Origin of the sequence: Bacillus sp. FSL R5-0447, assembly GCF_038606125.1 — a bacterium.
Classification (GTDB): Bacteria; Bacillota; Bacilli; order Bacillales; family Bacillaceae; genus Bacillus; species Bacillus velezensis.
The window spans coordinates 4,024,458-4,044,359 of the sequence record NZ_CP152012.1 but is presented as its reverse complement, the minus strand read 5'-3'; the positions used below and the strand labels follow the sequence as shown (position 1 = coordinate 4,044,359).

Annotated in this window: 22 protein-coding genes and 1 pseudogene; 18 read left to right on the top strand and 5 right to left on the bottom strand. The window is 47.6% G+C overall.

Features of this window, described 5'->3' with window-relative positions; translation table 11 throughout:
* The first annotated feature begins 7 nt into the window (after positions 1-7).
* The 6 genes and pseudogenes from NYE68_RS20375 (at position 8) to NYE68_RS20350 (ending at position 4,766) form a co-directional block, all read left to right on the top strand.
* The gene (locus NYE68_RS20375) at positions 8-916 is read left to right on the top strand and encodes a LysR family transcriptional regulator (RefSeq protein WP_003150908.1); all 909 of its coding nucleotides are present in this window, start codon (positions 8-10) and stop codon (positions 914-916) included.
* Between the two features lie 2 nt (positions 917-918).
* Positions 919-1,737, top strand: a complete 819-nt coding sequence (gene thiM, locus NYE68_RS20370) for a hydroxyethylthiazole kinase (RefSeq protein WP_113766463.1) — start codon at positions 919-921, stop codon at positions 1,735-1,737.
* Positions 1,734-2,408 (top strand): thiamine phosphate synthase, encoded by a 675-nt coding sequence (gene thiE, locus NYE68_RS20365; RefSeq protein WP_015418494.1) that lies wholly within the window; start codon positions 1,734-1,736, stop codon positions 2,406-2,408. Before thiM ends, thiE begins: the two co-directional genes overlap by 4 nt.
* 105 nt (positions 2,409-2,513) lie before the next feature.
* Positions 2,514-2,803: pseudogene (locus NYE68_RS20360) on the top strand (Efem/EfeO family lipoprotein); the annotation flags it as partial.
* 18 nt (positions 2,804-2,821) lie between these two features.
* The gene (gene efeB / locus NYE68_RS20355; RefSeq protein WP_324636253.1) at positions 2,822-4,078 is read left to right on the top strand and encodes an iron uptake transporter deferrochelatase/peroxidase subunit; all 1,257 of its coding nucleotides are present in this window, start codon (positions 2,822-2,824) and stop codon (positions 4,076-4,078) included.
* Positions 4,079-4,163: 85 nt separating this feature from the next.
* On the top strand, positions 4,164-4,766 hold the full coding sequence (locus tag NYE68_RS20350; protein WP_031379212.1) for a DsbA family oxidoreductase: 603 nt from the start codon (positions 4,164-4,166) through the stop codon (positions 4,764-4,766).
* A 20-nt stretch (positions 4,767-4,786) separates the two neighbouring features.
* Here NYE68_RS20350 and NYE68_RS20345 read toward each other — a convergent pair whose 3' ends face one another.
* The 3 genes from NYE68_RS20345 to NYE68_RS20335 form a co-directional block, all read right to left on the bottom strand.
* Entirely contained in the window at positions 4,787-5,461 is a 675-nt protein-coding gene (locus NYE68_RS20345; protein ID WP_015418490.1) for a glycosyltransferase family protein, read from the bottom strand.
* A complete protein-coding gene (locus NYE68_RS20340; RefSeq protein WP_007407718.1) occupies positions 5,461-6,141 on the bottom strand; it encodes a class I SAM-dependent methyltransferase in 681 nt (226 codons plus the stop codon). Before NYE68_RS20340 ends, NYE68_RS20345 begins: the two co-directional genes overlap by 1 nt.
* Positions 6,142-6,357: 216 nt before the next feature.
* Positions 6,358-6,519 carry an anti-repressor SinI family protein gene (locus NYE68_RS20335; protein ID WP_003150917.1) on the bottom strand — a complete coding sequence of 54 codons (162 nt, stop codon included), beginning with the start codon at positions 6,517-6,519 and terminating at the stop codon, positions 6,358-6,360.
* A 335-nt stretch (positions 6,520-6,854) separates the two neighbouring features.
* Here NYE68_RS20335 and NYE68_RS20330 point away from each other — a divergent pair, with 335 nt between their 5' ends.
* From NYE68_RS20330 to galT, 4 genes are all read left to right on the top strand, one after another.
* Positions 6,855-7,478 carry a TetR/AcrR family transcriptional regulator gene (locus NYE68_RS20330; protein WP_007614590.1) on the top strand — a complete coding sequence of 208 codons (624 nt, stop codon included), beginning with the start codon at positions 6,855-6,857 and terminating at the stop codon, positions 7,476-7,478.
* 79 nt (positions 7,479-7,557) lie between these two features.
* Complete coding sequence (locus tag NYE68_RS20325) at positions 7,558-7,944, top strand: GtrA family protein (RefSeq protein ID WP_032863219.1); 387 nt, start codon at positions 7,558-7,560, stop codon at positions 7,942-7,944.
* A 51-nt stretch (positions 7,945-7,995) separates the two neighbouring features.
* Positions 7,996-9,123, top strand: coding sequence for a galactokinase (locus tag NYE68_RS20320; protein WP_229040919.1), 1,128 nt, complete (start codon positions 7,996-7,998; stop codon positions 9,121-9,123).
* A gap of 46 nt (positions 9,124-9,169) precedes the next feature.
* Positions 9,170-10,711 (top strand): UDP-glucose--hexose-1-phosphate uridylyltransferase, encoded by a 1,542-nt coding sequence (galT, locus tag NYE68_RS20315; protein ID WP_031379349.1) that lies wholly within the window; start codon positions 9,170-9,172, stop codon positions 10,709-10,711.
* A gap of 16 nt (positions 10,712-10,727) precedes the next feature.
* On the opposite strand, the gene NYE68_RS20310 is transcribed toward galT, so the two are convergent.
* Positions 10,728-10,973 carry a GlsB/YeaQ/YmgE family stress response membrane protein gene (locus NYE68_RS20310; RefSeq protein WP_003150926.1) on the bottom strand — a complete coding sequence of 82 codons (246 nt, stop codon included), beginning with the start codon at positions 10,971-10,973 and terminating at the stop codon, positions 10,728-10,730.
* Positions 10,974-11,475: 502 nt separating this feature from the next.
* Here NYE68_RS20310 and qoxA point away from each other — a divergent pair.
* The 4 genes from qoxA to qoxD are packed head-to-tail and all read left to right on the top strand — an operon-like array spanning position 11,476 to position 15,417.
* Positions 11,476-12,441 carry a cytochrome aa3 quinol oxidase subunit II gene (qoxA, locus tag NYE68_RS20305; protein WP_012118744.1) on the top strand — a complete coding sequence of 322 codons (966 nt, stop codon included), beginning with the start codon at positions 11,476-11,478 and terminating at the stop codon, positions 12,439-12,441.
* 27 nt (positions 12,442-12,468) lie between these two features.
* Entirely contained in the window at positions 12,469-14,418 is a 1,950-nt protein-coding gene (gene qoxB / locus NYE68_RS20300; RefSeq protein ID WP_012118743.1) for a cytochrome aa3 quinol oxidase subunit I, read from the top strand.
* Positions 14,419-14,432: 14 nt separating this feature from the next.
* The gene (gene qoxC, locus NYE68_RS20295) at positions 14,433-15,047 is read left to right on the top strand and encodes a cytochrome aa3 quinol oxidase subunit III (protein WP_003150930.1); all 615 of its coding nucleotides are present in this window, start codon (positions 14,433-14,435) and stop codon (positions 15,045-15,047) included.
* Position 15,048: 1 nt separating this feature from the next.
* Positions 15,049-15,417: a cytochrome aa3 quinol oxidase subunit IV gene (gene qoxD / locus NYE68_RS20290; protein WP_007407711.1), complete on the top strand. Its 369-nt coding sequence runs from the start codon at positions 15,049-15,051 to the stop codon at positions 15,415-15,417.
* Between the two features lie 43 nt (positions 15,418-15,460).
* Here the strand turns inward: qoxD and ywcE are convergent, their stop codons facing one another.
* Positions 15,461-15,721, bottom strand: a complete 261-nt coding sequence (ywcE, locus tag NYE68_RS20285; RefSeq protein WP_015418485.1) for a spore morphogenesis/germination protein YwcE — start codon at positions 15,719-15,721, stop codon at positions 15,461-15,463.
* A 291-nt stretch (positions 15,722-16,012) separates the two neighbouring features.
* Here ywcE and NYE68_RS20280 point away from each other — a divergent pair, with 291 nt between their 5' ends.
* From NYE68_RS20280 to NYE68_RS20265, 4 genes are all read left to right on the top strand, one after another.
* Positions 16,013-16,471, top strand: coding sequence for a GNAT family N-acetyltransferase (locus tag NYE68_RS20280; RefSeq protein ID WP_031378592.1), 459 nt, complete (start codon positions 16,013-16,015; stop codon positions 16,469-16,471).
* Positions 16,472-16,672: 201 nt separating this feature from the next.
* Positions 16,673-17,860 (top strand): FtsW/RodA/SpoVE family cell cycle protein, encoded by a 1,188-nt coding sequence (locus NYE68_RS20275; protein ID WP_020958010.1) that lies wholly within the window; start codon positions 16,673-16,675, stop codon positions 17,858-17,860.
* Between the two features lie 102 nt (positions 17,861-17,962).
* On the top strand, positions 17,963-18,712 hold the full coding sequence (gene nfsA / locus NYE68_RS20270; RefSeq protein WP_007407708.1) for an oxygen-insensitive NADPH nitroreductase: 750 nt from the start codon (positions 17,963-17,965) through the stop codon (positions 18,710-18,712).
* A 161-nt stretch (positions 18,713-18,873) separates the two neighbouring features.
* Positions 18,874-19,875 (top strand): LLM class flavin-dependent oxidoreductase, encoded by a 1,002-nt coding sequence (locus tag NYE68_RS20265; RefSeq protein ID WP_033574357.1) that lies wholly within the window; start codon positions 18,874-18,876, stop codon positions 19,873-19,875.
* Positions 19,876-19,902 lie beyond the last annotated feature (27 nt).

Below are 19,902 nucleotides of genomic sequence, written 5' to 3'. Positions count from 1 at the left end.
AAATGTAATGGATATCCGGCACTTAACGTATTTTTTGGAAGTGGCCCGTTTGAAAAGCTTTACGAAGGCTTCACAGTCGCTGTATGTTTCACAGCCGACAATCTCAAAAATGATTAAAAACCTGGAGACGGAGCTCGGCATTAAGCTGTTTTACCGCAATGGCCGGCAAGTTGAACTGACTGACGCCGGGCAGAGCATGTATGTGCAGGCGCAGGAAATTACAAAGTCATTCCAAAACCTGACGTCAGAGCTGAACGATATTATGGAAGTGAAGAAAGGGCACGTCCGCATCGGTCTTCCGCCGATGATCGGGTCCGGCTTTTTCCCGAGAGTGCTCGGTGACTTTCGCGTCACATATCCCGATGTGACGTTTCAGCTTGTTGAGGACGGCTCTATTAAAGTGCAGCAAGGGGTGGAGGACGGCTCGCTTGATATCGGGGTCGTCGTGCTTCCCGCGAATGAAGAAATTTTTCATACGTTCACAATCGTCAAGGAAACCCTTATGCTCGTCGTCCATCCGTCACATCGGCTCGCTGACGAGAAAGAATGCAGTCTTCACGAATTGAAAGAAGAGCCGTTCATATTTTTCAGGGAGGATTTTGTCCTTCATAATCGAATTATGACGGAATGCGTGAAAGCCGGATTCAGGCCTCACGTCATTTATGAAACGTCACAGTGGGACTTTATCAGCGAAATGGTATCCGCCAATCTCGGTATCGGCCTCTTGCCGGAAAGAATCTGCCGCGGTCTTGATCCTGACAAAGTCAGAACCATTCCGCTCGTTCATCCGGTCATTCCGTGGCATTTAGCCATCATTTGGCGGAAAGACCGCTATATGTCCTTTGCCGCCAGAGCCTGGCTGGAGCATACGAAATCGTATTTATGGAATCCGAAAAAGAGAAAAAAGGATGATTAAGCATGGACGCACAAACCGCAGCTCAACACTTGAGTAAAGTGCGGGATCAAAACCCGCTCGTTCACAGTATTACCAATAATGTCGTTACGAACTTCACCGCTAACGGACTGCTCGCGCTCGGCGCATCGCCCGTTATGGCTTATGCAATTGAGGAGGCAGCCGACATGGCGAAAATCGCAGGAGCGCTCGTCCTGAATATAGGCACCCTCAATTCGGCGTCGGTTGAAGCTATGATCGCAGCCGGAAAATCGGCCAATGAAAACGGTGTTCCGGTCATTTTTGATCCGGTAGGCGCCGGCGCCACGCCGTTTCGGACGGCATCAGCCCGCAAGATCATACAGGAGGTCCGCTTGTCCGTCATTCGCGGAAATGCCGCGGAAATCGCCAATATTGCCGGCGCCCCTGATTGGAAGATAAAAGGCGTGGATGCGGGGGAAGCCGGAGGAGATGTGGTTCAGCTCGCTAAGACGGCTGCAAGCGGGCTGAAGACGGTCATTGCGATTACCGGAAAAACCGACGTCATCTCCGACGGCACCGACACATATGCCGTACATAACGGTGATAAACTGCTGACGAAGGTGACGGGGGCGGGATGCCTGCTGACGTCTGTCATCGGAGCCTTCTGCGCGGCGGGACAGGACGTTCTGCAAGCGGCCGTTTCAGCCGTTTCTGTATACGGAAGCGCCGCTCAGCTTGCCGCTCTGGACACCTCCCATAAGGGGCCGGGCAGCTTCCAGATTGAGCTTTTAAACAAGCTGGCAAGCATCTCAGAACAAGAAGCGGCCGAGCTTGCCGCAATTGAAAGGGTGACAGAAAAATGACGCGTATTTCTCGGGAAATGATGAAGGATATGTTATCGGTTTATTTTATTATGGGATCAAACAATACAAGCGCAGACCCCGTTTCCGTGGTGAAAAAAGCCATTGAGGGCGGCGCTACGCTTTTTCAATTTCGGGAAAAGGGGAGCGGTTCTTTAACAGGGGAGGAACGTGTCCTGTTCGCGAAGCAGGTACAGGATGTCTGCAGGCAGGCCGGGATTCCTTTCATCATTAATGATGATGTCGAATTGGCCTTGCGCCTTGAGGCGGACGGAGTGCATATCGGGCAGGATGACGCAGACGCCGAAGAAACGAGAGCGGCAATCGGCGATATGATACTCGGTGTGTCAGTACATAACGTCTCCGAGGTGAAGCGGGCGGAAGAAGCCGGAGCCGATTACGTCGGAATGGGCCCGGTCTATCCGACCGAAACAAAAAAAGATGCTGAAGCTGTGCAGGGCGTTACATTGATTGAAGAGGTGCGGCGTCAGGGCATCAGCATTCCGATTGTAGGAATCGGCGGCATTACGGCTGACAACGCGGCGCCCGTCATTGAAGCGGGTGCAGACGGCGTCAGCATGATCAGCGCCATCAGCCAAGCTGAAGATCCAAAAGCGGCAGCGCGGAAGTTTTCAGAGGAAATTCAGCGCTCCAAAGCAGGGCTGTCCCGATAGGGCGGCCCTTTTTCTGTGTGCGCAAAAAGGCAGTGACGGACTTGGAGAATATAAGCCGTATGTCAAGAACAGGGCAATCAGCTTGCAATATCGACCGGAACGTTTGACGGCTCTATCGCTTCTCTCAAAGTGACGCCTGAACCAATCACCGCCGGCGCCGAAGGCTTAAAAGCCCTCTATGAAACAGTGAAAAGCGCGCAGTGAGAGATCATTTCGACGTCACGGAAAAACTTGATGCGGAATTCAGCGAATTTGAAGGTTTGATGTCGAAATACAAAACGTGCGATCAATCTTATATGTCTTGTGATACATTAAGTACAGATCAAATCAGAGAGATAAGCACGAAGCTGACGGCTCTTTCTGAAACCATGTCGAAGATTGCCGATGTGCTTTAAAAGGAGTTAAGACGCAGCATGAGCGATGAACATAACAAGGAAAAACAGATCCACAGACGGGATGTCCTGAAGTGGGGCGCCGTCGCGGGCGCCGCCGTTGCTGTCGGAGCGAGCGGCCTCGGAGGACTCGCGCCGCTCTTCAAACCGGCGGCCACCGCTTCAAAGAAGAATGATGAAAAAAGGGATCGTGATCAAATCGTTCCTTTTTACGGGAAGCACCAAGCAGGAATCACAACGGCGCATCAGACGTATGTGTATTTTGCGGCGCTTGATGTCATGTCAAGCGACAAAGCCGATGTCATCTCCCTTTTCAAACAATGGACAAGCCTGACGCAGCTGCTGACTTCAGGCGTCGTCCCGTCGGGCGAACAGAAAAATAAATATATGCCTCCGCAGGATACCGGAGAGTCGCAGGATCTGGCACCGGCGAATTTGACCGTTACCTTCGGCTTCGGCCCCGGGTTTTTCGAGAAAGACGGGAAGGACCGCTTCGGACTGAAAGATAAAAAACCGAAGCACCTCGCCGATATTCCGCCGATGCCTAACGACAAGCTCGATAAGAAACAAGGCGGCGGTGATCTCGTCATACAAGTCTGCGCGGATAATGAACAAACGGCGTTTCACGCGGTGCGCAACCTGATGAAACAGGCATCGGGGGTGTGCGAAGTCCGCTTTCTCAATAAAGGTTTCTTAAGCGGCGGGAAAAACGGGGAAACACCGCGCAACCTCTTCGGATTCAAAGACGGCACCGGCAACCAAAGCACGAAGGATGAAAACCTGATGAATTCGATCGTTTGGGTTCAATCAGGAGAGCCGGACTGGATGACGGGCGGCACGTACATGGCGTTTAGGAAAATTAAGATGTTTTTAGATATATGGGACCGTTCATCCTTGAAGGAACAAGAGGACACGTTCGGGCGGGTGAAAAGCTCGGGCGCGCCTTTCGGACAAAAAAAGGAAACCGATCCCGTGAAGCTGAATCAAATTCCCGCCGACTCGCATGTCAGCGTGGCAAAATCAACCGGCAGACAGATTCTGCGCCGGGCATTTTCCTATACGGACGGGATTGATCCAAAGACGGGCTATGTTGACGCAGGCCTGCTGTTTATCTGCTTTCAAAAAGACCCGGACCGCCAATTTGTCCCGATGCTGAAGGCTTTGGCGGCAAAGGATGCGCTGAATGAATACACACAAACGATCGGCTCTTCCTTATTCGCCTGTCCCGGCGGCTGTAAAAAAGGAGAATATATCGCCCAAAGGCTGCTGGAATCGTGACACCTTCCATATGGAGGGTGTTTTTAAAAAAACACTTGTAACTATATGTGTTACAACTTAAAATGAAAAGGAAAGGAGACTTACAATGACACTGCAGATTAAAGTATATTCTGATTATGTATGTCCGTTTTGCTTTGTCGGCAAAGCGGCGTTTGAAGAAGCAATCAAGGACAAGGACGTACAGGTGGAATGGATGCCGTTTGAATTGCGTCCGAGCCCCTCGCCGAAACTTGATCCGGTGAATGATCCCGCCAAGCGGCAGATGTGGAAAAACTCCATTGAGCCGATGGCGCAGTCTTTAGGCGTTGAAATCACGTTCCCCCGTGTGTCACCGCATCCTTACACGGATTTGGCATTTGAAGGCTTTCATTTCGCAAAGGAACATGGGAAAGGAAGCGAATACCATACACGCGTTTTTCAGGCGTTCTTTCAAGAAGAACAAAATATCGGTGACGTTGGCGTGCTGACAAAGCTTGCGGAAGAAGCAGGACTTGACGGCGCTGCCTTCAAAGAGGCGCTTGAGACAAGAGCGTACAGACACGTACAGCAGGAAGCGCTCCGCCATGCTTATGAAGAAGCCGGCATTACGGCAGTGCCGACGTTTATCATCGGCGATGAGAGAATCCCTGGCGCGGCGCAAAAGGAAACCTTTGAACAAATCATTGAGCGGGAACTGAATAAACGTTAACCCGAAAAAAGCCCTCTCGATCAGCGAGAGGGCTTTGCCATATAGTGTTTGACAAATGTTTGTCTGTCCGCTTCATATGCCGCGGCGTCAAATGAGTCGCCGCAAAAATGAAGGCACCAAGGGTCTTTTTGGCAGGCGACGCCGACTTGATAGCCGTGTTTTTGAAATTCAAGCGACTGTGATGTGTCGTAAAAATGAAAGCCGCGAAACAAATCCTCCCGCCACTCCACGTCATATTGAGCCGCCATTAACAAGCCGTCAATGGCGTCAGCGGGCGTAAACAGGCCGTCTTCATCGCCGTGCTCAAAGTCCAGCGGGTGATAAGCATTCCCCCGGTATTCAATCACTTTTCCCATCCGCTGTCCGCTTTCCCACCAAATGCCGTTCGGCGGCAGGGTTTTGCAGCCGGCGACACCGAGAAGGCCGAGCTCCTGATGAGATTGAAAGATATGAAGCATGTCATGCAGGAAATGCTGATGAATGATAAAGGTATCCTGATGCAGATAAATTTTATATTTGGAGGGGTGTCTCAGCGCTTTGTTGTAGGACGAGGCCATGCTTGCTGAATCGTATATCGGCATGATATCAACGGAGTATGAAGGGGGGACGGTAAGCTGCATGATATGGCTCTTGCACCGGGAGTAGAGCGGCTCGTCATTCACACAGACGACAAACAGAAATGAATGTGAATCCATTACATGCTCCTCTCGGCCTCAATCACATATTGATACGCCGATGCTTCTGTCATAAAGTCATGCCTTATGCCAAGCTGTACGCATACTTCGTGCAATGCTGCGATGGCTTTGTGATAAGAGGGGTGATCAACGCGGATCGCCTCAATGCGTTTCACCTCATAGCCGGCGGCTTTAAATAATGAAAGCGTCTCTTCACGGGTAAAAAAACGCAGGTGGGTCTGATCCATTAATCCGGCGTCACTGTAAGTCCATTTGCCGGCTAAAAGCTCCAGCACCACTGAGATGTGGCCGACATTCGGTATGCATGCAAGCACCGTGCCGTCTTTTTTTACATAAGGACGAAGCTTTTTCAGCACGGACCACGGGTCGATAAGATGCTCAAGAACGTCTCCGAACAGCATGCAGTCGAATTGTTCTGATTCGTACGGAAGAATGGCGGATTCAATGTCGCCGCAAAGCACGTGGCTCAATTTGCTTTCCGCCTTTTTTGCGGCTTCGGGATACGCTTCAATGCCGTAAACCGTTATTCCGCGGTCTTCGATCGCCGCTCCTAAATTGCCTGTGCCGCAGCCGACATCAAGCACTGTCCGCCAGTTTTCGTCTATTTTGTTCAATAAATAAGGATTCAGGCCTTCGTAGTAGTTCTGTTGTTTTTCATCATAATAGGGATTCGTATCCATCTGTGTATCACCTCATAAATGGGCATATACACAAGATATGCAGCGGGGGGATCTCATATCACCATGTTTGGCTGTTCAATTGCGGAATGCGGACGGGAATGGTTGTCCGGTATACGGTTTGTTCTCTGATTCCCCTCTTATTGCGGCTGTTCCTTTGAAAACTCGGGTGCGGGCGGACTGTGGCAGGTCATATAGTAAAAGGATCCGCCTGTAATCTTACCGCTGGCGGATGGTGTTTTTCATTGGTGTTTTTTTCTTCACCGCTTTTTCAGTATTTAAGAAGCGCCTTACATCGTCAATGTGCAAACCCATGATTCTAGCCTCTTGAATTAACAATTGCCAATCTTGATCTATATCTTTCATTACATGAGTTTTCATAAGAACCTCCAATTGAAAAATTGATTTGCCCAGCTACAGCAGCCAATGTATAACAAATATCACACATAGTTGGCCGGTAATCCCAAATTGAAGATGAATTCACCTACCTATTCCCTAAGAAAATGACTGAAATAACCAAAATCCTTCAAGAATTCTTACGTATAATAATAAACAAATAAATACTGACTGGATAGTATGCAAATAAAAATAAATCATATGACCTATTAACATTTACCCTCAAAGCGTCGACTAGCATATTCTTTTTGCATAAAAAATACCGCAAAAGAATGATTCGGTGTAAGATAAAGTGAATGATCAAACAGCTGGGGTAAAAAATGAAAAAAAACAAATTTCAAATTAAGAGAGAAGAAACATTTGAAAGTTTTATTGACGCAGGCCTTCATCTCCTGATTGAAAGAGCTTACGATTCAGTCTCAATCGATGACATCAGTAAAGCGGCGGGTTTCAGCAAAGGCGCGTTTTACGTTCATTTTGAAAGCAAGGAAGATTTTCTGAAGCATTTGTTAGACAGGCGTCAGATTAAAAAAAGGATCATCACTGGCTATCTCGACGAATTAGAAAAGCAAACAGCGCGGCCGTTGACGCTTTGTGAAGCTGCGGCAAGCGCGGCCAGCCTGTTGATGCGGTTTGTAAACAGCAAGCCTGCCTGGAATGTTGTGTCTTTTGCCGTTCATATGCCTACTTACAAAGTCGTCAGTGAATATGAAGCTTATATCCGTCTTTATAAGTTATGGATAGAAGAAAGCACCATGTACATAAATTGGCTCAAATCGAGAAATTTAATAGAAGACCATATAGATACCGAGCATACCGCTAACATGATGTGCGCGCTCATCGACGGGATGATTAAGCAATCCAATGTGCTGGGAAGGCCGGTTACTTTCCGCAGCATGTTTGACGCGCTCTATGTTTTTGTCAGCGGCAGAAAATCAGGGTAACGTTCTTCTTGATTTGACAAAAGGTTTAGAAAAGTCTTTCGGAAAGCGAGGAACTGCCATGCGCTACAGAGAAATTATGATGTATATCATTATGGGGATATTCACGACCATCGTGAATATCGTCAGTTTTTACTTTCTGACGTCGGCATTTGAGATGGATTACAAGGCGGCGACCGTCGCTGCTTGGATTCTGTCCGTTCTATTTGCATATGTCACGAATAAACTGTATGTATTTCAGCAAAAGACCGCGGGGATGCGGAGTCTGATGAAAGAATTGACGGCCTTTTTCAGCGTGCGGGTATTGTCCCTCGCCATCGATCTCGCCATGATGATTCTTCTGGTCAGTCAATTTCATATGAACGAAACGTTGGCGAAAATCGCAGATAACGTCATTATCGTAGTCGTCAACTATGCGGCCAGCAAGTGGATCGTCTTCAGAAAAGCGAAAGAAGAGGGCGTGTCATAACGGTTTCTTTCCGCGCCCCGGGGGAAAGTGTAATGGTGAAAGGGGATGCGTATGAAGCACAAAATAAAGAAAGCGTTTGCTGATGTATTCGGGGAATCGGAGGACCTGCGCATTTTCTTTGCGCCCGGCAGAGTGAATCTCATCGGAGAGCATACGGATTATAACGGGGGCCACGTCTTTCCGTGCGCGCTGACGATCGGTACATATGCAGCCGTCCGGGAGAGAGGGGACAGGCTCGTCAGAATGTACTCTCATCAATTTAAGGAAGCGGGCATAAAGGAATGCACTCTCGATAATATCCGTTATCAAAAAGAGGACGGGTGGGCCAACTATCCGAAAGGGGTCATGGCGGAATGTCTCGGCAGCGGTTTTTCCCTTCCGCACGGCTTCGATATTGTGTTCTGGGGAAACATCCCGAACGGCGCGGGGCTGTCATCTTCGGCTTCGATTGAACTTGTTACGGCGGTCATTCTCAAGGAATGCCATGAGCTTGAGGCGGATATGCTCGACTTGGTGAAGCTCGCTCAGACGGCGGAAAATTCCTTTATCGGCGTCAGCTGCGGAATAATGGATCAATTCGCCATCGGAATGGGAAAGAAACATCATGCGATTCTGCTGAATTGCGGGACGCTCAGCTTTGAATATACAAAACTCGGGCTGTCGGGGCTGTCGATCGTTATTGCAAATACCAATAAAAAACGAACGCTTGCAGACTCAGGCTATAATACAAGGCTCAAGGAGTGCGGGGAAGCGCTTTGTGATCTTCAGAAACATCTTTCCGTTCAATCACTGGGAGAGCTGACCCCTTCCGCTTTTGACGCTCATGCGGAGCTGATTCAGAATGAAGTGAACAGACGCCGGGCGAAACACGCCGTCTATGAAAATCACCGCACAATAGAGGCCGCCGACATGTTCAGTAACAATCTGCTTTATCATATCGGTGAATTAATGAGGGATTCGCATCTCTCTTTACGCGATGACTACGAGGTGACGAGTCATGAGCTGGATACACTGGCTGAAGCGGCCTGGCGCCACGGCGGGGTGATCGGATCAAGGATGACGGGAGCCGGTTTCGGCGGCTGTACAGTCAATATCGTCAAGGACGATGCGGTTTCGGATTTTATTGAAACGGCAGGGGCCCGCTATGAGGAAAAGACAGGGAGAAAAGCTGACTTTTAAACGGCGGATGTCGGAGCCGGAGCGAGAGAACTAAAGGGGGATGACGATGGCAATTGAGCGGCACGTGGAACGTTTAATCCGGTACGGATTGCAAAAAGAGCTGATTTCATTTCTTGATATTGAATATACAAGAAACCGTTTATATGAAGCTTTGCATATCACCCATCCGGAGGTTCCAGAACAGAAAGAAAATGAATCGGCGGCACCATTGCCGGACATATTGGCCCCGATTTATGAATGGGCGGCAGAAACGGGCCGGATTTCAGCCGATACAGACACCTATCGCGACCTGCTGAGCGCGAAGATCATGGGCTGCTTTGCCCCGCAGCCGTCCGAGATTGTCCGTCGTTTTGAAGAAACAAAGGCGGTGCACGGACCGGAGCAGGCGACAAAGGCGTTTTACCGATTTTCAGAGGATGTGTATTATATCCGTTCGGACAGAATACAGCGGAATGCCGGGTGGACGGCTGAGACGGCTTACGGAAAGCTGGACATCACGATCAACCTTTCAAAACCGGAAAAAGATCCGAAAGCAATTGCCGCTGCCAAAGAGCAGCCTCAATCCGATTATCCGAGATGTGTTCTTTGTAAAGAAAATGTCGGGTACGAGGGGAGACCGGATCACCCGGCGCGTCAAAACCTTCGTGTCATTCCGGTCATTCTCGGCGATGAGCAGTGGTTTCTGCAATTTTCTCCGTATGTGTATTACCGGGAGCATTGCATCGTTTTGAAAGACCGGCACGAACCGATGAAGATCAGCAAAAAAACGTTTGACCGGCTGCTGTCGTTCGTCAGCCAGTATCCTCATTATTTTCTCGGTTCCAATGCTGATCTGCCGATTGTCGGCGGCAGTATTTTAAGCCACGACCATTTTCAGGGGGGCAATTATGAATTCCCGATGGCGCGGGCGGAGACAGAAAGCCGGTACAGGCTGCCTGACTATCCGAAAACGGTGCTGGGAATTGTGAAGTGGCCGATGTCGGTCATCCGCCTGCAAAGCGAGAGTGCGTCTGAGCTTTCCGGCGCGGCGGATGCCATCCTGCGGGCATGGCGCGGTTATTCCGATGAGGCGGCTGATCTCCTCGCCTGTTCAGGAGGAACACCGCACAATACAATTACGCCGATTGCCCGGCGGAGAAACGGTTTATTCGAATTAGATCTCGTCCTCAGAAATAACCGCACCTCTGATGAGCATCCGCTGGGAATTTTTCATCCCCACCAGGAAGTTCATCACCTGAAAAAAGAAAATATCGGACTGATTGAGGTAATGGGGCTTGCGATTCTGCCGGGCCGCCTTGAACAAGAAATGAAATACACGGCTGAAGCGCTGTGCTCACCGGACCCGGAAGCGGTCTTAACGGCAGACCCTTCTGCGGCAACGCATAAAGATTGGGCGCTCAGCGTGCTGCATAAGCGGAAGGTAACGAAAGAAAACGCGGAACAGATTTTGAAAGAGGAAATCGGCCATGCCTTTGCGCGGATACTGGAGCATGCCGGCGTCTTTAAACAGACAGAAGAAGGCAGAGCGGCTTTCCGGCGGTTTATCCGCCATTTGGGCGCTCTACCGGAAAAAAGCCCCATCCCATAAGGGACGAGGCTTTTTTTTATCCTCTGCTTCTGGCGATCAGGCTGAATAAGAATACCACGATCGCAGCTCCGATGATTGCCGGAATGATGGCAAAGCCGGCAAGGTGAGGACCCCATGTGCCGAGCAGTCCGTGCCCGATCCATGCGCCGATCAGACCGGCGATCATTGACCCGATGATTCCCCCGGGCATACTGCCTTTTACAAATAAACTTCCGATCCAGCCGATAATAATAGCGACAATCAGAGATACGATAAAACCCATAAATATCACTTCCTATTTTTTATTATTTATGCCTATATGTTTCCTTCGTTTTGTCCATATTAAACATATGAATGCGTTTTTTATAATGAACATATCAAGGCGCGTTCCGGTCTTTTTTTTCATAATGCGTTGCGTTAAAATGGAAACCGTGTGAAAAGGTGTGAGCAAAGGAAAAAATATTTCTTTTGTAGAATGTTTAACAAAATGAAACTTTTTGTTGACCAGCGTTTTTTATTATGGTAAACCTTTATTTGGTATTATTCGTTCTCACTATCTTTTTTCTCTATATATGCTAAATGATCTAAAACTTTTTATGTTTGATTTGCGCAAGTGGAAAAAGTTCATGCATTTTTTGACGATTTTGTGACATTAGGTCGAAAAAAAGATGAACTTTAGAAAAAAATAAAGCTAATAAGGGCAGATTTTGATAGCATAACAAGGTAGATAGAGAAAAGATTTTGAGAAAGTACATTTCAGATTCACTACATCAATAGGAAGGATGGTGATCTTCTTGTTCAGAGCATTTAAACCGTTACTTTTATTAGCGATGTTGGCTGTTGTTTTCGTACTGGGCGGATGCAGCGACATTTCCGTTTTAGATCCGAAAGGACCTGTAGCAGACCAGCAGAAAGATCTGATTCTCTTGTCAATCGGATTTATGCTGTTCATTGTCGGCGTCGTTTTCGTACTATTTACAATCATTTTAGTGAAATACCGCGACCGCAAAGGCAAAGACAGCGGAAATTACAAGCCCGAGATGCACGGCAACACGTTCTTAGAAGTAGTCTGGACAGTGATCCCAATTTTAATTGTTATTGCACTTTCTGTGCCTACCGTACAGACGATATATTCGTTAGAAAAAGCGCCTGAAGCGACAAAGGATAAAGAGCCTCTTGTTGTTTATGCTACTTCGGTAGACTGGAAATGGGTATTCAGCTACCCAGAGCAGGATATTGAGACGGTTAACTACCTGAACATTCCTGTAGACCGTCCGGTTTTATTTAAAATTTCTTCAGCCGATTCAATGGCATCGCTATGGATTCCTCAGCTTGGGGGACAAAAATACGCGATGGCGGGAATGCTGATGGATCAATACTTACAGGCTGACAAAGTGGGAACATATGAAGGCCGCAACGCGAACTTCACCGGCGAACACTTTGCCGACCAGAAATTCAACGTAAAAGCTGTTACGCAAAAAGACTTTAACAGCTGGGTGAAAAAAGCCCAAAGCGATTCTCCAAAGCTGACGAAAGAGAAGTATGACGAACTGATGCTTCCGGAGAATGTCGGTAAATTAACGTTCTCTTCTACACACTTAAAATACGTTGACCACGGCCAAGATGCCGAATATGCGATGGAGGCGCGCAAACGCCTTGGCTACAAAGCCGTATCACCGCACTCTAAAACAGATCCGTGGGAAAATGTAAAGAAAAACGAATTTAAAGTATCCGACGATAAACAAGATTGAAATTGAACAAGAAAGGAGGAAGCCCGAATGAAATTGAGATGGGATGAATTTTTTGTAACAGGTGACCCATTAATTCTGGGCGCACAAGTTTCCATTGCGCTTTCCACTATTGCTATCATCGTTGTACTCACATACTTCAAAAAGTGGAAGTGGCTCTGGTCTGAATGGCTTACGTCTGTAGACCATAAGAAACTTGGAATCATGTACATTATCTCTGCTGTTATCATGCTGTTCCGCGGCGGGGTCGACGGCTTGATGATGCGCGCCCAGTTAGCGCTTCCTAATAACAGTTTTTTAGACTCAAACCACTATAATGAGATCTTTACGACTCACGGTACGATCATGATTATCTTCATGGCGATGCCGTTTTTAATCGGTCTGATCAACGTTGTCGTACCTTTGCAGATCGGTGCGCGCGACGTAGCATTCCCTTACTTGAACAACCTGAGTTTCTGGACGTTCTTCGTAGGTGCGATGCTTTTCAATATTTCTTTTGTTATCGGAGGTTCTCCGAACGCAGGCTGGACGAGTTACATGCCGCTGGCAAGCAACGACATGAGTCCCGGGCCTGGTGAGAACTTCTACCTGCTCGGTCTTCAGATTGCCGGTATCGGTACGCTGATGACGGGTATCAACTTTATGGTGACGATCCTGAAAATGCGTACGAAAGGCATGACGCTGATGCGTATGCCGATGTTCACATGGACGACGCTGATTACAATGGTTATTATCGTATTCGCCTTCCCTGTTTTGACAGTGGCATTGGCGCTGTTATCATTTGACCGTTTGTTCGGCGCTCACTTTTTCACGCTGGAAGCCGGCGGTATGCCGATGCTTTGGGCTAACTTGTTCTGGATTTGGGGACACCCTGAAGTATATATCGTTATCTTACCGGCATTCGGTATTTTCTCTGAAATTATTTCAGCGTTTGCAAGAAAGCAGTTATTCGGTTACAAAGCGATGGTCGGCTCAATTATCGCCATTTCCGTCCTGAGTTTCCTAGTATGGACTCACCACTTCTTCACAATGGGGAACAGTGCGTCCGTTAACTCTTTCTTCTCGATTACAACGATGGCGATTTCGGTTCCGACCGGGGTTAAAATCTTTAACTGGCTCTTTACGATGTATAAAGGCCGGATCAGTTTTACAACACCGATGCTGTGGGCGCTTGCGTTCATCCCGAACTTCGTTGTCGGCGGGGTAACAGGGGTTATGCTTGCGATGGCTGCAGCCGATTATCAATACCATAATACGTACTTCCTCGTATCTCACTTCCACTATGTGCTGATCGCGGGTACGGTATTTGCATGTTTCGCAGGATTTATTTTCTGGTATCCGAAAATGTTCGGCCACAAGCTGAACGAAAGAATCGGAAAATGGTTCTTCTGGATCTTTATGATCGGATTTAATGTATGTTTCTTCCCTCAATACTTCTTGGGGCTGCAAGGTATGCCTCGCCGTATTTACACTTACGGACCGAATGACGGATGGACTGCATTAAACTTTATTTCAACTGTCGGAGCCTTCATGATGGGTGTCGGATTCTTAATCCTTTGCTACAACATCTACTACAGCTTCCGCTACTCTACTCGCGAGATCAGCGGAGATTCATGGGGCGTGGGACGTACGCTTGAGTGGGCGACTTCATCTGCGATTCCGCCGCATTACAACTTTGCGGTGCTTCCTGAAGTGAAATCTCAAGATGCGTACCTGCAATTGAAAGAAGACAAAACGGATATTCATCCGGAAAGCAAGTTCAAGAAAATCCATATGCCGCACAACTCCGGAAGACCGCTTATTATGTCAGTGGCGTTCGGTATTGCAGGCTTCGGACTTGTATTTGAATGGTTCTGGATGGGCATTGTCGGCTTGATCGGCATTCTGCTTTGCATGGTGCTTCGTTCATTTGAATATGACAATGGCTACTATATACCTGTTGAAGAAATAAAAGAGACGGAAAGAAAGATTTCCGAATAAAGGAGGCGTGATTTATGGAACATGCAGAACACGGCAATTCTAACGCGCCTATGGAATATCAATCTGAAACCGGCAGACTCAATATTCTCGGGTTTTGGATCTTTTTAGGGGCAGAGATTGTGTTGTTCTCAACACTATTTGCAACCTTCTTCGTTCTTCAAAGAAGAACAGCAGGAGGAGTCTTACCGGCTGAATTATTTGAAGTGAAGCTTGTCATGATCATGACATTCCTGCTTCTGATCAGCAGTTTCACCTGCGGGATCGCTGTTCATGAAATGCGTCGCGGAAGTTTAAAAGGCGTCGTCATTTGGACGATCATTACGCTTCTTCTTGGCGCGGGCTTCGTCGGATGTGAGCTTAACGAGTTCATCCACTATGTACATGAAGGAGCATCTCTCGGTACAAGTGCTTTCTGGTCTGGATTCTTCGTCCTTCTGGGAACGCACGGAACGCACGTAACGATCGGTATCTTCTGGATTGCCGGCATCTTACTGCAATTGAAGAAACGCGGATTAACGCCGCAGACGTCTTCAAAAATCTTTATCTCAAGTTTATACTGGCACTTCTTAGACGTTGTTTGGATCTTCATCTTTACAGGCGTCTATCTCATCGGATTGGGGGGACTATAATATGGCAAACAAATCTGCTGAACACAGCCACTTTCCGTGGAAGCATATCGTAGGTTTTGCGTTGTCTATTATTCTGACCCTGCTGGCCCTTTGGGTTGCAGTATATACGGAATTAAGCCCATCAGCAAAACTCTGGATCATTTTCGGATTCGCATTTATCCAAGCCGGTCTTCAGCTTCTCATGTTCATGCACATGACAGAAAGCGAAAACGGCGGAATTCAAGTCGGAAACACGCTCTTCGGATTTTTCGGAGCGATTGTTATCATCCTTGGTTCCATCTGGATCTTTGCGGCGCACTACCATCACGGTGACCATATGGATGGAAACCCTCCTGGCGGTGCAAAGCATCATTCCGAACATCAGGAATAAAAAGAAACCCTCTTCGTTCAGGCGAAGAGGGTTTTTTGTGCCTTTATTGGCTTCTTCTCCGGCGCAGGCGCGGAAGGCCGTAAATGATAAAGGCGGCGATATGGGCAACGATGACGTTGACGGAAAACAGGATGATCATAAGTGTGTGGCCGAGAGGGGATAGGCTGCTGGTTGCGTAAAAGTAGAAGAAAACCCACATGAGAATAATTGGCGGTATGGCCGAAAGAGCGACTTTTTTGTTATCCAGCCAGATAAAGAGGGGTGTTGCGCTTGCGACCAGTAAATAAGCAAAAAACATGTCCATCTTACATGTCTCCTTTCATTTTATGGGAGCGTTTCCAAAATGAAATACAGAGAATAAAATGTGTCTGTTTTGTGGTCGTTTTTTGAACATTTTGTTACAATTATTATACCATGTTTTCCAATTTTTGATACCGCTTTTTCGAGAAATGTATTGCAACTATTGCCTCATTTTTGGATAGGTACAAGAAACCGGAAAGGCCAAATACCCTGTCACATTTCCGGACAATGGAATGGCGCAGGCTATGAACCTTTGCTATGGTCAAAGAAACATGCACAGCAAGGGTGGTTTGAAGTGGACGTAAGGAAAGAAGATGTCACAGCGCCGGATGTCATTGCGCTTTTGCAGGATCATCTGAAGAGCATGACCATGCATTCTCCTCCGGAAAGTATACATGCGCTCAATGCGGACCGGCTGCGTCAGCCTGACGTTACGTTTTGGAGTGCGAGGGAAAACGGCATCCTGCTCGGCTGCGGTGCCTTAAAGGAGCTAAACAGCCGGCACGGTGAGATCAAATCAATGAAAACCTCTCGGCATCATGTCAGAAAAGGTGCAGCCAACCGGATCCTCCGCCATATGATTGAAGAAGCAAGGCGGCGGGGCTATCAGCGGATCAGCTTGGAAACCGGTTCTATGGAGGCTTTTCTCCCCGCCAGACGTCTGTATGAAAAAGCCGGGTTTCAATATTGTAATCCGTTTGCACATTATAAAGAGGACCCGAACAGCTTGTTTATGACGTTAAACATAGGCTGAAACCCCTTTTCTGACGAGAAGGGGTTTTTTATCGGAAAAGTTTCATCATGACCGAAACATTTCCTTTTCTGACACGTCATATGTCGTGTAGTCCCCAAACCGTAAAAAATAAAAAGGAAGCAACCTCATCATGTTTTCTTGAACGGTGTTCATGTATAATAAACAATAGTGACTTCCGATGAAAATGTAAGGCGGGATAGAATGAGTCGATATAAGAAACAGCAAAATCCCTATTATCAGGGGGATTTGATTTTTATATTTGGTGTGTTTTTAATAATTAGTGTTGCGGCGATTTATGCGGCCGGACAGTTCGGGCAGTACGGAAGTGATGCCTGGATAAGACAGATCGTCTTTTATGTCATCGGAGCCGGTCTCATGGTCAGTATCATGTATTTTGATTTAGAGCAGCTTGAAAAACTGAGTCTGTACGTGTTAATTGCCGGCGTGCTGTCGCTGCTCCTTTTGCGTGTGGCGCCGGAATCCATCGCGCCGATTAAAAACGGAGCGAAGAGCTGGTTTAAAATCGGCAGCTTCACTCTTCAACCTTCAGAGTTTACGAAAATAGGAATTATGATGATGGTCGCGTCCATTATATCGAAGGCGGGCCCGAAGGATCAAAGGTCACTTAGGGAAGATGTGAATCTGCTTTTGAAAATTGCGGCATGGACGGTTATTCCGATCGGGATGATCGTTTTGCAGGATGCCGGAACGGGTGCGATCTGTCTGTTTATCGTTATGGTGATGGTGTTTATGTCAGGTGTAAACTGGAAGCTGATCACCATTATCGGCGGTTCGGCCGCGCTTGTGCTTGGCCTTTTCTTAGTGCTGGTAATTGAATTTCCCCATGTGGCGAATTCAATCGGCATTGCGGATTATCAAATTAACCGGATTACATCGTGGATGTCTGACTCCAGTGCGGCAACGACTCAGGCAGAGAGCGATAAAAGCTGGCAGGTGGATCAGGCCGTTATGGCGATCGGATCGGGCGGCATTACCGGAAACGGCGTTCATAATCTGAAGGTGTATGTACCTGAGGGACAGACCGACTTTATCTTTGCGATTTTGGGTGAAAGTTTTGGATTTTTAGGCTGCGCCATTGCGGTTGTCATGTTTTTCTTTTTAATTTACAGACTTGTGGTGCTGATTGACCGCTTGCATGCGTTTAACCGATTTGGCGCGTTTTTTTGCGTAGGATTTACTGCACTTATCGTGATTCACACCTTCCAGAACATCGGGATGAATATCGGCATTATGCCGGTTACCGGTATTCCGCTGCTGTTTGTCAGCTATGGGGGGAGCTCGGTGCTTTCTACATTAATCAGCTTCGGGATCGTATATAACGCAAGTGTGCAGCTGACGAAATATAAAAGCTACTTGTTCAATTCTTAATGTGAGACGGCTCGTTTTTCGGGCTGTCTTTTTTTGTTTAGAGCATTTCGCTTTTGACATGATTCCCTTTCGGATATGATATAGAGAGAAGGAGGCTTTTATATGAACAATACCATTGAAACCATACTTAATCATCGGTCGATCCGATCATTTACTGACGAGCTTCTGACAGCAGAAGAGATAGATACATTAGTGAAAAGCGCCCAGGCGGCGTCAACGTCCAGTTACGTGCAGGCTTACTCCATCATCGGCGTAACTGATAAGGAGAAAAAGCGGAAGCTGGCGGCACTGGCCGGAAACCAGCCTTACGTCGAGAATAACGGGCACTTGTTTGTGTTTTGCGCTGATTTGTACCGCCATAAAAAACTTGCTGAGGAAAAAGGCGAAAACATTACCGAGCTTCTTGAGAATACGGAAATGTTTATGGTCAGCGTCATTGATGCCGCACTTGCCGCACAAAACGTAAGTGTTGCCGCGGAATCAATGGGACTTGGCATTTGTTATATCGGAGGCATTCGAAATGAACTTGATCAGGTGACGGAAGTGCTTGGAACGCCTGACCATGTGCTGCCGCTGTTCGGCTTGGTAGTCGGTCATCCCGCTCATCCGTCCGGTCAAAAGCCGCGCCTGCCGAAACAAGCCGTATATCATGAAAACACGTACGATACGAATGAAGAACACTTCCGCAGTTATATGAAGGAATATGATGAAACCATTTCCGCTTATTATGATAAACGGACAAACGGCAAGCGGGTTGAAACGTGGTCTGATCAAATCCTGCAGTTCATGAAACAAAAACCGAGAACCTATTTAAATCAATATGTAAAAGATAAAGGTTTTCAAAAGAATTAAGAAAAAACCTCTCCTGACGGGGAGAGGTTTTTATGTTTCACGTGTAACATATTTCGACAAAATGGAACAAGGTATATATATGTTTATCATCAGGGATGCTTATAAGCATACAGAAAGAAAAAACGGCTTAGCAGTGGTACGATGTTGATGAGGTGACAGTGATGATTTCATTAAGCATATTAGATCAATCTCCTGTATCAGAAGGGTCTTCTGCGGAAAATGCTCTGCGGAATACAGTAAGACTGGCGCAGGAGGCGGAAAAGCTCGGATATAAGAGGTTTTGGGTGTCAGAGCATCATTTTTCAGAGCGGTTGGCGGGTTCAAGCCCTGAAGTGCTGATCAGCCATATTGCGGCGAAAACGAATGAGATTCGTGTAGGCTCGGGCGGTGTCATGCTTCCGCATTACAGTGCATATAAGGTGGCGGAGAATTTCCGCGTGCTTGAAGGGTTGACGCCGGGCAGAATCGATCTCGGATTAGGGAGAGCGCCGGGCGGAATGCCGATCGCATCATGGGCGCTGAATGATGGCGGGAAGCGTAACGCTGATCAATATCCGCAGCAGCTTCGTGAGCTGGCGATGTATTTGCATGATGCAGCTGATGACAATCACCGTTTTCCGAATCTGACCGCATCACCCCTTATTAAGACGGCGCCGGAAGTCTGGCTTCTCGGTTCTTCGGGGGAAAGCGCGCTTCTGAGCGCAGAAATGGGAGCAGGCTATATGTTTGCCCATTTTATTAATGGTGAAGGCGGAGAAAGCACGACAGCACAATATAAGCGCAGATTTAAACCTTCCGCATTAGGAAAAGAACCAAAAACAGCCGTGGCGGTGTTTGTGCTGTGCGCGGACACGGAGGAGAAAGCGGAGGAACTCGCGGCCGTCATGGATTATACGCTGCTTGCGGGTGAACAGGGGATTCCGCTTCACGGCGTACCGTCTTACGAAACCGTCCGCGGCAATACGTACACACCGTATGAACAAAGACGAATTGCCGATAATCGGAATCGAATGATCATCGGAACGAAGCAACAAGTGAAAGAACAGATTCTGGCTCTCAGTAAAGCATACGGAACGGAAGAAGTGATGGCTGTAACCATTACTCATCATTTTGAAGATAAACTTCAGTCATACCGCCTGCTTCGAGAAGCTTTTGCCGAATGATCAGAAAGAAACCCTGCTGATGCTCCA